The organism is Paenibacillus roseus (genome assembly GCF_016424485.1).
GTDB lineage: Bacteria > Bacillota > Bacilli > Paenibacillales > Paenibacillaceae > Paenibacillus_D > Paenibacillus_D roseus.
This window is the reverse complement of record NZ_JAELUP010000103.1, coordinates 745098-757233: the sequence shown is the minus strand read 5'-3', so window position 1 is coordinate 757233 and position 12136 is coordinate 745098. Positions and strand designations below refer to the sequence as shown.

The window sequence follows — 12136 nt, the reverse complement described above, 5'->3', positions numbered from 1 at the left end:
ATGTTGTCCAAAAGATCAAGCGTAGACGGACGGCTTTCCTTCCCTGCGCCGCAAAACAAAACAGCACCACTCCCCTTGCTGACGGGGGTGGTGCTTCAAACACGACCGTATAAGATTGAACAGCCTGCAACGGCTAAGAATCATTCCTGATTTCGAGCAAATGCTTATGCAGCGCCTGGAGCAGGGCAGGATCGATATTGGCGCTTAGTGATGCCAAGCGGCGGTCCTTATGACCGTCGATCCCGACGGCCAGCTGATTCGCGGCATCCTCCAACAGTTTTCGCCACAGTTCGCGATAACTCTCGTGCCATGCTTCTATCTTGCTATCGGTATAGGTCTTGAGCGGGGCCTCGATGATGCTCTCCAAATCTTTTCGAAGCAGCGACTTGCCGTCTCCCTCAAAAAACTGCCTTGGATTCTTGAAACGGGAAGTCAGCAGCTTGAGTTCCACACGATCCGTCTGCCACAATTCGCCAACTTCCAGCGTAGGCAACTCCAGCGGCTCCAGAGAAGCGGGAGCAAAACCGGACAATCGCTTGGACGCTTCCAGGACTGCGGCATCATACGTCTGCACGGCAAGCTTCTTCATCGTTTTTTCCATCCGCAGTGAGGTAGCCAGCATTTCCTCGGACAGTTCGCTCTGCAAGAGGCGTTGAAGCTCCAGCCAGCAGCTCCAGAGCATCTTTTTCATATCCCTGCCGTCATCCTGCAAGGCAGATGGATTGAAGGCATGGTTGTAATGATCGCCAAAGCGGAAACGGAGACGCTGCAGCACATAATGCAGGAGTTCTCTCAGCTCCTGGGCAAGCGGCTCAAAAGGAACGGTCCCTTGCAGCAGCTGCACCTGCTCCTGTGCCGCGGCAGCCTCCTGCTGGAGACGGAGACGCTCTGCTTGCCTGGTCGCTTCATCCCCTTCGGCAGAGGCAATCCAGTCGGCTACAGACTGGATTGCACGGCTGATATCCTGCTCGGCTGAAGCAACCGCCAACTGCCCCAGCTCACCTGAAGTAAAGTTCAGGAAGGAACGCTCGAAGGCCTCAATGCCCGATTGTTCCTGAAGCTGCGAATCATCGTCCTGCTTCCCTTCGAGGGCTGCAAGACTGGCGATCGGAAACAGCCGAGGATTACGGATACCATGCTGCAGCAAGTTGGCCTCCACATGGGACAATACGCCGGCAAGTTCTTTCTCATCCGCCGCCAAATCGGCCGCATTAACGATAAAGAACATTTTATCAAGCTCAAACTGGTCCTTCACCCGGCCAAGCTGCATCAAAAACTGGCGGTCAGCCTGGGAAAATGCATGATTGTAGTACGTAACAAATAAGATGGCATCGGCATTTTTAATATAATTAAAAGCGACTCCCGTATGACGGGCATTGACAGAATCCGCGCCCGGCGTATCGACCAGCACGATCCCCTGCTCCGTCAGCGGACAATCATAGTAAAGTTCAATTTCTTGTACGAAGCATGATTTCGATTCCTCGGCTACATACCTTCTATACAGCTCTTCATCAACTTTGAGCTGACTGTCAAGCTGGCCTTCCATCTCCTCCCAGCCCTGCAGTACGGCCTTCAGGAAGCTGTAGTGAGGCCGTCCTCCCGGATGAATCGCACCGGGCGAGAGTGACTTGATCATGCGCAGCAGCTCTGCAACCGAAGCTTTTTTCGCATCCTCCCCTAGCAGAGCGAGGGAGTAACGAACATCATCCAGCATCGCCTCGCGCGATTTCATGACGATTTTGGCCGAGCCGTGCGGGTATTCGCGGTCCGGCGGGACGATGCGGTTGATCGCCGCCGTTGTCGGATTCGGCGATACCGGCAAGGCGCGCTGCCCGATCAGGGCATTCGCGAATGAAGATTTGCCCGCGCTGAATGCGCCAAACAGCGCGATCGTGAAGCGGCTCTGCGCCAGGCGCGCCGCTTTGCCGCGCATCGATGCCGCGGCTTGAGCCAGCGGCTCGTGCGGCTCAAGCAGCCCGGCCGCGCGCTCCAGCATCGCCGCCGCCTGCCGTTGCGGCGCCAGCAGCGCAGCGGCGGCGCTATCCCGGCCGCGCGCTTGCGCCTCGCGCCCGTGCGCAGCCGCTATGTCGCCGCGCAGCACAGCCGCTGCGGCAGGCGCAGCTTGCGGCGGCTGCGCCACGCCAGCGCCTTGCGGCGCAGCGGCTGCGGCAGGCGCCTCAGGGCGCGGCAGCGGCTCCAGCGCCGGCGGCGCGGCCAGCAGCGGCTGCATGCGCTGACGCTGCCGGTCTAGCGCGGCGTCCAGCGCAGCCAGCGCGCCGAGCGCCTGCGCCTCGCCGCCAAGCGCAGCTATGCGCGACTGTGTCTGCACCGCCGCTGCGTCACCTGCGGCGCGGGCAACTGCGACCAGCTCGTCGATGATGTCGAGCCCCCGCTTGCGGAACTGCCCTTTAACGGCGGCAGCCAGTTCCTTGCAGTAATTCATCGTGGATTCGTTGCTGAATACCGCGCCTGGCTGAATTTGCGACACCAGCGACTCCGGCGTCACAATACCGCTTAACTGCGAAGCCAGCCGCTCTTCGAGCGATTCGTCGCGCCAGCCGATTTGACCGGCTTCTTTGCGCAGCAAATCAGCCAGATGCCATTCGATAGAGGCTTCCGCCTTGGACGAAAAATCCGCGTGAAATTTATCCAGACGGCTCTGCTGCTCCTCTGCTGTCTTGGAACCGGCAAACAAAAATCCGGTCTTAAACCCGGGCTTGCGGCTCTCCAGAAAGGAGTGGGCCAGATCGCGGGTCGCAGCAGGTGTAATATTGGCATTATCCAGCAAGGACTGTACCTCTAGCCGGAGCCGTGTTCTGAGCTTCTCCGGGGCTGCCTTGCTCTCTTGCACTTCTTCCTCAAGCTGTGCAAGCTCCGCCCTGACAACAGCAAGCTCTTCCTCGCCTCCCGCTTCGGCAAGCAGTCGCTCACGCTCCCCTGTCTGGCCCGCTTCCAGCCAGCGGATATGCTCCTGTGCCAAATGACGGGCAGAGGCGGCCACACTGGTCTCATTCAGCGGTCCCGCCAGCGTCTCCAGTTGCTGCAAAATCAACGTGAGCGCCTCCCATTGCTGATAAGGATGCTCCGGCTGACGCAGCGACAAATATATAATTCCGGCTGGCTCCAGATTCCAGTTGGCAAAAGCCTCTTCCACCGAACGCTGGTACTGATCAAAAGTCAACTCCACGTCGCGATGCTTGTCGATCTGGTTGACGATAAGATAAAGCGGCTTCCCCCAATCCTTCAACTGCTTGGCAAAGGAGAAGTTAATTTCCGATTGCACATGGTTATAGTCCATCACATAAAAAACGACGTCCGCCAAATGAAGCGCCGATTCGGTCGCCATCCGGTGAGCGTCGTCCGTTGAATCGATGCCCGGCGTATCCAGGAGCACCGTTTGTTTTCCAACATGAACCAAAGGATACGTAATATCAACCGAGCTAAAGTCGGTCCCGTTCACACAGTAGGCTTCGAGCTGATCAGGGGCTACCTGAACCTGCTTCTCCTTCCCGTCTTCGAGCCGTGTAATGGTCGCACAAGGGGACCCATAACGAATGGAGACAACATTTGCGCTGGTGGGAATTGGACTGGAAGGAAGCAGCATTGTACCGCACAACCGGTTAATGAGCGTGGATTTCCCCGCGGAAAAATGACCGCAGAAGGCGACTGTAAGCTTGCCAGCCTGCTGCTTGTCATTCAACTCCCGCACCTGGCGGGCATGCAGCAGATCGCCTGCTGCCTCCATCAAGGAGGCAAGCTCTGTCAGTAGCGATTCTGTCTTTGACATTGTACAGTCTGTCGTCATAAATTACCCCGCGTCAGCGCTGTCAACCGGCAGGCAGATTTCAAATACATTACCGTGCTGCAAAATGGTAATGCCTTTTCCTTTCTCCTTCATCACAACAACCTCAGGCTTCACGCGCATTCTTTCGATATATTGCTCTGGAACATCGCCCGAGCCGCTTACAGTAATACCTTCGAAGACCAGGTCCTCGTTTTCTTCCGGGGGCGCCGCCAGGATTTGCTCATAAATATCGGAAAACGCCTCAAAGTTATTTGTATATACGGAAATGCATTTCATCGTGACCCATCCTTTTCTCAACGTTGTAGTGGTGTACCTTCCTTATCTTTCCTGTTTCTTGTCGGCTTCATACGCCGTTTCCCTTCCTTGCAGCGGTCCAGCAGCGGGCATATACTGCAAGCCGGATTCTGCGCCTTGCAATGGTAGCGCCCAAAGAAAATCAGACGGTGATGCGTCAGCGTCCATTCCTCCCGAGGCACAAGCTTCATAAGCTTCTTCTCCACTTCAAGAACCGAATCATCCGGCTTGGCCGCACCCAGACGTTTGGATACACGCTCCACATGCGTATCCACGGCAATAGCCGGTACCCCGAAAGCATTGGACATGACAACATTGGCTGTCTTCCTGCCAACGCCCGGCAGCTCAACCAGCTTGTCATGCTCCTGCGGAATTTGCCCGTCAAATTTATCAAGCAACAGTCTGCACAGCTTCTGAATATGCATTGCCTTATTCCGGTACAGACCGATTCTCTTAATATCCTGTTGAAGCTCTTCAAGAGGGACACTCAGATAATCCTCGGGACGCTTGTATTTCTTGAACAGGTCGGCCGTTACTTTATTCACCGTCTCGTCCGTACACTGAGCCGAAAGGAGTACAGCAATCGTGAGTTCAAACGGATTGCTATGGTTCAGCTCACAATGCGCGTCAGGGAACATTTCCGCGATTACATCCAGTATCTCTCGCATCTGTTTTGCGTTCATTGCTCACTCTCTCCCTATTGTGGGCTTCGTTCAAAGTGTAGCGAAAAATATCACTCTGCGCAAGTCTATTATTATAAATTTTCGGAAGTGTGAACAGTTCTTGCATCCGACCTGAAAATATGCAAAACAAAGCCGTTTTGCAAGCGCCAGCGCCTTGTGCAGGTACAAAAAGAAGAGGCGCTTCATAATGAATGAACGCCTCTCCCCATGCTTATGATTTCACGATAAGGGCGATTTTCCCATTGATGAAATAAAGCGTAATCTCATCACCATTTTTTAATTCCTGCATAGAGGACGAACTGCCATTTATAATGACTCTCGTATCATCGGACAATACATAACGGACGTTGTTGTCATTCAATGAAGAGGCAAATACGAACATCTCCTTGCTCGAAGCGATGTAGCTTCTGAACTTCCTCACCGTACCCGAGTTCACCGTTACAATGAGAGCTTCCTCTTCATTCTTGCGGATGTCCACATAATCTCCGACAGAAACGGACGAGACATTAGTGCTGGATGAACCATTGCGAATCACCCGGAAGTTAGAGCCAAGCTTGATATTCTGTTTGCTGCCGGAGAGCGTCTCCACTGTCAGCTGTTCAGAACCTACAGCAGTCACTTTGCCGAATGTAACTTCAACCTGCTGAATGCTGCCCGGCAATCTGCCCACAAATTGCACATTGACCACCTGATCAGCGCCAAATACATTCAGACCAACTGAAGTGCCCTTGTCATTAAGCAGTCTCATGTTTGTGCCTACCGAATACTCGTTTACAGAGCCATCCTGTGCCTTAAGTTTGATTTTCTTATTGGAAGTATCGACAGATACGACCTCTTGTTGAATAATGCGGTGAAGCTGAATGGCAACGACTTTATCCTGGTTCGGTCCGAGCAATGCCGTAATACGATCCCCTGTTTTAAGATCGGAGAGAGTGGACGACGTCTTCTCGTAAATTTCTACAGACAGTTGATCAAACGGAATTTTCATCGTTCCGCCTGTCTCAAAGGAAATCGTGAGCTGATTCGTTGTCTGGTTAATATCAGACAATGTCCCTGTATAGCTGTTCACCAGATTCACGTAAACAGCGACGCCTTCTGTAAATCCGATCGTAACCTTGCGGTTTTTAAGCAATAAATTACTGGCTGAACTTAGCGCCAAAGAAGACCCGTTATACTCAATCTTCGTATTGCCGGTTAGTTGAACCGCAGTCGGCTTTCCGGCGGAATCCAGGATCGTCAACGTTTTGGAGTCTGCATCATAGTTCAAAATGCTGGCCCCGTTAACCGTCTCCACCCTGCGGTTCACAACCTGAATCTTAGTCACGGCGTCCTGATCATTGATTGTCAGCTTGACCTGATCGCCTCGAACAAGGTCGCTCACCGTAGCCTGGTTGATTCCTTCAATAATCACTTGCACATTGGCAGCCAGATAATTGGCGCTTAATGTATTCGTGCTTGCATCCAGCTTGTAATTGATCGTCTTGCTGTCCGAGTCAATATGTTGGAGCGTACCTGTGACCGTCTTCCCAACTACGGTACTGGTTACATTAATTTTTGTTGCAAGCCCTGCTTTAATTTCGTAACTGATAATATCTCCGACTGCCAGATCGGCAATGGACTTGATTTCTCTATTCCAAGTCACAAGCACGCTTTCGGCAATTCCCCAAGTCTCAGTGACGCTGCCGTCTTCGCTCTCGATTGTAAGGCTTGAATCGGAAACCGCCGTAATTTTGCCTGTGCCGCTTTTATTGATTTTCGCGCCTTGCACCTGGATGGATACCGCCAATGGCTGCGTTCGGAAGGTGTCTCGCGTCACTTCAATGGTAGCATCTGCTGCCAGGTCTGTAACTTGCAGCTTATTGCCGTTCGAATCTTTAACTTCAAGAGTGCTGCTATAAGCAATTTCAGCAGGTTTATTGTCCACAAACATCCAGAGCTTGCTTTCATCCGGCACGACGCGAATCACTTCGCCGCGCAACGTCTCGACCTTGGCATCATCATCAAGCGTTTCAATGTAGGCCGCCCCGTCCTCGGAAGCAATGACGAGCGCTTTGGCATATCTGGTAAGCTCCGATGCGGAGGCAATCGACTCTGAATCGAAACGGTAGTAGAGCGCGTTTTTGCTGATCGGGTAAGATTTCTCCGAATTGCTCTCGGTATCGTACAGTGTAATCGAATTTTCCGTCAAGCCCGTAATCAAGCCTGTAGACTGGTTCGCATAATTAACCGGATAATAGCTTTCTGCAAGACTGTACATCTTGGCAATCATCGCTCTGGTGATCAGCCCTTTAGGATCAAACTTCGTCGCCGAAACGCCGTTCATCAGCTTCAGGTTGACAGCCGCATTCACATAACCGCTATACCCTTCGGTAATATCGCCGCTATCTGTGAATTGGGAGCTTGCATCGACAAGCTCTTCGGCGAGCTTCGTCTGATTAATCGCACGAATCAGCAGCTTGGTTACCCACTCTCGGCTCGCGGTGCGTTTGCCCCATTCGGATTTATCCGCTTCCGCCCTCTTGAATTCCTCGGTTCTGTCCAACAGTCCTTCCTGGAGCGCAAGTACAATATATCCTTTTGCATATTCGGATACTTTGAAATTCTCAGGGAAGACAACTGCGTCATCCTGTTTCGCCTGTGAGTCCTTGCCCATCAGACGGATGGCCAGTATTACCGCATCTTCCTGCGATACATTGTCATTCGTTCCGAATTTGCCTGCTCCCTTCCCCTGGATAATGCCTTGCAGATTCAGCTTGGCAATATGCTTCTCCGCCCAGTGACCAGCCTTTACGTCAGAGAACGGCGTAGCCGGCTTTTGAACCGGGGCCGACGCCGCATTGTCCGCAGCGCTGCCAACAGCATTGTCAGCATTCGCATAGGCGGCCGTTCCGGCCAGCAAGGATAAAATTACAGCGGAGGATAGAACTTTATAACAGGATTTCAGCATCATCTATTTCTCCTCACCATTTGATTTTTTAAAAGGATGCTCCAGTTCTTCATGCCCCATCAGGCTTTCTACCGCCTGACCGTCGAGCAGTAAATCAAGGGTCTTGACTTCATCGAACTGGAACACCGTATTTTGAATCGCTTCAAGCGCCAGCAATTCTCCCGGAGCGCCCAGTCGCGCTTCCTCAGGCAAAGACAGATCAACCGTTACATCACCGTCCTTGATCGTGACGGAATTGAATATGGCATGCTCCCAGAGCGATATCTCATTGTCAGCGCTGTTTTGTTGCAATGCCCGCAGCGCGGCTTCTATCTTTTCTTGCTCATTTGAAAATTCAATCTCTGCATCCCGGGGCGTAAGCTCCAGCAGTTGATCATCCGTATAGAATACTTGAATCGTTTGTTTTTCCTTTACATCTGCAGGGGGCTGCTCTTCCGTCTGGCCTGTCCCTGTCGTCGGACCCGAATTGCCCGGTCCCGGATTTCCACAAGCACTGGCTACAACTGCAAGCAATACAATCGGCATTAACCATTTCAATTTCATCCTAGTCCTCCTGTTTTGAATGAGACTTCAGAGACTTACGGCTACTTCTGATTGAAGTATTCCTTGATTCCCGCAACGATTCCTTCAGCCATGCGATTTTGTGCCGCGTCATCATACAATATCTTCTCATCTTCCTTATTGGTGATAAATCCGGCTTCCAGCAACACAGCTGGCATTGTCGTTTGCTTGATGACGACGAATCCCGCCTTTTTCACCTTCCGGTCAGGCAGGCCTGTCCCTTTTAAGAAATGCTTGTGAATGATATCGGCCAATCCCTTGCTGTCATCGCGGTTGTAGTAAGTTTCTGTACCTCTTGCAGTCGTACCAAAGCTGTTCGCATGAATTGAAATGAAAATATCAGCCTTTAAATCGTTCGCGAATTTGGCCCGGTCGCTGAGTTCCATAAAGGTATCGTCTTCACGGGTCATGTACACTTCGATATTCTTTTCTTTTTTCAGCAGAGCTTGTACTTTGAGAGCGAGGCCAAGATTAAACTCCTTCTCTGTGCGATTGGAAGCACTCTTGGCTCCCGGGTCATGGGCGCCGTGTCCCGCGTCAATGACAACTCGAAAAACGCCGTTAGTTTTGTCCCCAACTGGAGGCTGGCTAGGCTGGTCCGTTTCCGGTATTCCTGTCAGATCAAGCCGGATCACGCCATTACCCTGGTTGACGGTATAGGTGGATGCCTGTGTCAGGTCCAGCACAAGACGAACAGCAGACGGGGCCTCCGTCGAATTGTAACGCACCTGATTCAGCAGAGGATGACCCTCCACCACAAGCCTGCCTTCCCCGCTGCGAACGCCTGAAGAAGCCAGCTTAAAGCCCGATGTGAATTCCGGGGCAAAGGCAACTGCAGGCAGATCAAGCACAATCCGGTCCGGTCCTTGCAAAGTAAACGCCTCGTTAGGTGAAATCTCTCCGTCATAGCTTATAATGATAGCCGATGTACCGTCAAATTCAATCCCCTTCACCACGCCGACTGCGTCCGCTGGCACAGGTCTTGCTCCAACGGTTTCCAGCGGGTCAGGCTGCTCGCCGTTCTGAGACGGGTCTTCTTCAGGCGGAGCCTGTTTTTTTGTCAAATAGATAGACTGGGTCTCCTGCACCCATTCTACATTCAGCCCAAGCTGCTCGCCTACAAACCGGAGCGGCACCATCGTCCTGCCCTTTAGCAACTGGACGGCGGCATCAAGGTTGACTGTTTGTCCATCAACAACTGCAGTCTGACTGTCAATCTTTAATTCGATGTTTGTCGTACTGTTATGTATGGTAACTGTCTTGGTCTGGGCTATGTACTCAATTCCACTGCCCAACCCGGTTGCAATGAATGAAACGGGAACCAGTGTATAGTCCTTGACAATAATGGGGTCAACATCGGGCACAATACTTTTTCCGTCGAGAAAAAGTTTGGGAGCGGTGGCGGCATGACCCTGGCTTGGCCATAAAACAACGACGAACAACACCAACAACATCAAATGAACTAGCTTTTTCATCTTTCACCTCGGTTGCATAATTGGCCGTATCGAATTGCCGCATTCGACTATTCTCAGACAATTATTAGACGATCTCCGACAGAAAAAGTTGCGTTTCGAGGTAAAATTTACGTATTTTAAAATTCCCCGTCCTGATCTGATCGAAGCTCCCAATACTCTCCCCTGTCCCCCACTTCGCAAATCCACCGTCAATCCGACGTTGTGCATATTCCAAAACAGACCCCGAAATATTCGGGGTCTGTTCTTCATGGTGGTATAAGGTTTAGTCTTGTGCAGCAAATTCAATTAATAGGCGACACGGGAAGCTTCATAAGCCGAAATTTTATCTTCATGCTGGAGCGTAAGACCGATATCATCCAATCCTTGAAGCAGAAACTGACGGCGGTGTTCATCCAGATCAAAGTTAATTTCAAGGCCATGATCGTCTGTAATTTTCTTATGCTCCAAATCAACATTCAGCTTGTAGCCGTCATGTGCAGCTGTGCGCTGGAACAAATCTTCAACTTGCTCCTCGCTGAGCTTGATCGGCAAAATGCCGTTCTTGAAGCAGTTGTTGTAGAAAATATCTGCAAAGGAAGGTGCAATAACGCATTTGTATCCATAGTCCAGAATGGCCCATGGAGCATGCTCACGGGAAGATCCGCAGCCAAAGTTGGCGCGGGAAATGAGCACAGATGCGCCTTCATAACGAGCCTTGTTCGGTTCGAAGTCCGGATTCACCTCTCCGCTTTCGAAAAAGCGCCATTCATAGAACAGAAATTGGCCGAAGCCGCTGCGCTCGATGCGCTTCAAAAATTGTTTTGGAATAATCGCATCTGTATCTACGTTGACGCGGTCTACAGGAGCCACGATTCCGGTCAGTTTTTTAAATGGTTCCATATCTGTATCCATCCCCTCTTGTTTACATTATACAGCAGTTTCCGTCTTGAACTCCCACTCGCGAACGTCTGTGAAGCGGCCTTTGATAGCAGCTGCAGCTGCCATTGCCGGAGATACCAGATGTGTACGTCCGCCGCGGCCTTGACGTCCCTCGAAGTTACGGTTAGAAGTGGAAGCGCAGCGTTGTCCAGGCTTCAGAACGTCCGGGTTCATGGCCAGACACATCGAGCAGCCCGCATCACGCCATTCAAATCCGGCTTCTTCGAAAATTTTGTCCAGACCTTCCTTCTCTGCCTGAATTTTAACGCGGCCAGAGCCAGGTACAACGATCGCAGTAACCTTCTCGCTGACTTTGTAGCCTTTCGCAACTTCAGCAGCCGCTCTCAAGTCTTCGATCCGTCCGTTCGTACAGGAGCCGATGAACACATAATCGATTTCGATTTCCGTCATAGGCGTTCCAGGCACGAGACCCATATATTCAACCGCTTTTTCGGCAGCTTTGCGCTCGTTTTCAGTCGGCAGGCTGGAAGGTACAGGAACAGTCGAAGTAATGTTTGTACCCATGCCAGGGCTTGTTCCCCAGGTTACTTGCGGAATCAGGCTGTCCACATCGAAGTCGACAACTGTATCATAAGTTGCGCCCTCGTCAGTTGTCAGCTCTTTCCACGCGGCTACTGCTTTATCGAATGCTTCCCCTTGCGGTGCGTACTCGCGACCGCGCAAGTATTCGAATGTTGTTTCGTCCGGTGCAATCAGACCTGCGCGCGCGCCAGCTTCGATAGACATGTTACATACCGTCATGCGCTCTTCCATCGACAGGCTGCTGATCGCTTCGCCTGTATATTCAAGCACGTAGCCTGTCGCAAAGTCTGTGCCATATTTGGCGATTACACCCAGGATCAGGTCTTTTGCCGTAACGCCCGGCTTGCGTTTTCCGTTGAAGCGGACTTCCATCGTTTTTGCTTTGGACTGCTGCAGACACTGGGTCGCCAGCACGTGCTCAACTTCGCTTGTTCCGATCCCGAAGGCCAGCGCGCCGAATGCGCCATGCGTAGAGGTGTGGCTGTCGCCACAAACGATTGTTTTACCCGGATGAGTAAGTCCCAGCTCAGGACCCATAACGTGTACAACGCCTTGATCAATGCTGTCCAGATCGTAAAGCGTGACGCCAAAATCCTTACAGTTCTGCGTCAGCGTATCAATCTGCTGCTTGGAGATCGGATCTGTAATATTGAAACGGTCTTTGGTAGGAACATTATGGTCCATCGTTGCGAATGTCAGATCAGGACGACGCACCTTGCGACCTGTCAGACGGAGGCCTTCGAACGCCTGCGGAGACGTTACCTCGTGAACCAGGTGCAGATCAATATAGATTACACTTGGCTTGCCTTCCTCCTGATGAATAACATGATTGTCCCAAATCTTCTCAAACATGGTTCTCTTTGTCATTTCTTTCACCCCGTAATTGTGATCTTGCTAAATCCGCCGCTTT

At 51.8% G+C, this 12136-nt stretch carries 8 protein-coding genes; all 8 read right to left on the bottom strand.

What is annotated here, in order from left to right; all coding sequences use genetic code 11:
• Positions 1–133: 133 nt before the first annotated feature.
• Positions 134–3787, bottom strand: a complete 3654-nt coding sequence (locus JFN88_RS20515; protein ID WP_233168092.1) for a dynamin family protein — start codon at positions 3785–3787, stop codon at positions 134–136.
• Positions 3788–3808: 21 nt separating this feature from the next.
• On the bottom strand, positions 3809–4081 hold the full coding sequence (locus tag JFN88_RS20510) for an NAD/NADP transhydrogenase alpha subunit (RefSeq protein WP_199021125.1): 273 nt from the start codon (positions 4079–4081) through the stop codon (positions 3809–3811).
• A 17-nt stretch (positions 4082–4098) separates the two neighbouring features.
• On the bottom strand, positions 4099–4782 hold the full coding sequence (nth, locus tag JFN88_RS20505) for an endonuclease III (protein WP_199021124.1): 684 nt from the start codon (positions 4780–4782) through the stop codon (positions 4099–4101).
• Positions 4783–4993: 211 nt separating this feature from the next.
• Complete coding sequence (locus tag JFN88_RS20500) at positions 4994–7732, bottom strand: S-layer homology domain-containing protein (protein WP_199021123.1); 2739 nt, start codon at positions 7730–7732, stop codon at positions 4994–4996.
• Complete coding sequence (locus JFN88_RS20495) at positions 7733–8272, bottom strand: GerMN domain-containing protein (RefSeq protein WP_199021122.1); 540 nt, start codon at positions 8270–8272, stop codon at positions 7733–7735.
• 41 nt (positions 8273–8313) lie between these two features.
• Entirely contained in the window at positions 8314–9765 is a 1452-nt protein-coding gene (locus JFN88_RS20490) for an N-acetylmuramoyl-L-alanine amidase family protein (protein WP_199021121.1), read from the bottom strand.
• A gap of 285 nt (positions 9766–10050) precedes the next feature.
• Positions 10051–10644 (bottom strand): 3-isopropylmalate dehydratase small subunit, encoded by a 594-nt coding sequence (leuD, locus tag JFN88_RS20485; RefSeq protein ID WP_199021120.1) that lies wholly within the window; start codon positions 10642–10644, stop codon positions 10051–10053.
• A 27-nt stretch (positions 10645–10671) separates the two neighbouring features.
• Positions 10672–12093 carry a 3-isopropylmalate dehydratase large subunit gene (leuC, locus tag JFN88_RS20480; protein WP_199021119.1) on the bottom strand — a complete coding sequence of 474 codons (1422 nt, stop codon included), beginning with the start codon at positions 12091–12093 and terminating at the stop codon, positions 10672–10674.
• Positions 12094–12136 lie beyond the last annotated feature (43 nt).

What these genes read in the sequence shown, in the direction of transcription:
- JFN88_RS20515 (WP_233168092.1), bottom strand. Translation starts at nt 3,787, where the DNA reads ATGTCAAAGACAGAATCGCTACTGACAGAGCTTGCCTCCTTGATGGAG.
- JFN88_RS20510 (WP_199021125.1), bottom strand. Translation starts at nt 4,081, where the DNA reads ATGAAATGCATTTCCGTATATACAAATAACTTTGAGGCGTTTTCCGAT.
- nth (WP_199021124.1), bottom strand. Translation starts at nt 4,782, where the DNA reads ATGAACGCAAAACAGATGCGAGAGATACTGGATGTAATCGCGGAAATG.
- JFN88_RS20500 (WP_199021123.1), bottom strand. Translation starts at nt 7,732, where the DNA reads ATGATGCTGAAATCCTGTTATAAAGTTCTATCCTCCGCTGTAATTTTA.
- JFN88_RS20495 (WP_199021122.1), bottom strand. Translation starts at nt 8,272, where the DNA reads ATGAAATTGAAATGGTTAATGCCGATTGTATTGCTTGCAGTTGTAGCC.
- JFN88_RS20490 (WP_199021121.1), bottom strand. Translation starts at nt 9,765, where the DNA reads ATGAAAAAGCTAGTTCATTTGATGTTGTTGGTGTTGTTCGTCGTTGTT.
- leuD (WP_199021120.1), bottom strand. Translation starts at nt 10,644, where the DNA reads ATGGAACCATTTAAAAAACTGACCGGAATCGTGGCTCCTGTAGACCGC.
- leuC (WP_199021119.1), bottom strand. Translation starts at nt 12,093, where the DNA reads ATGACAAAGAGAACCATGTTTGAGAAGATTTGGGACAATCATGTTATT.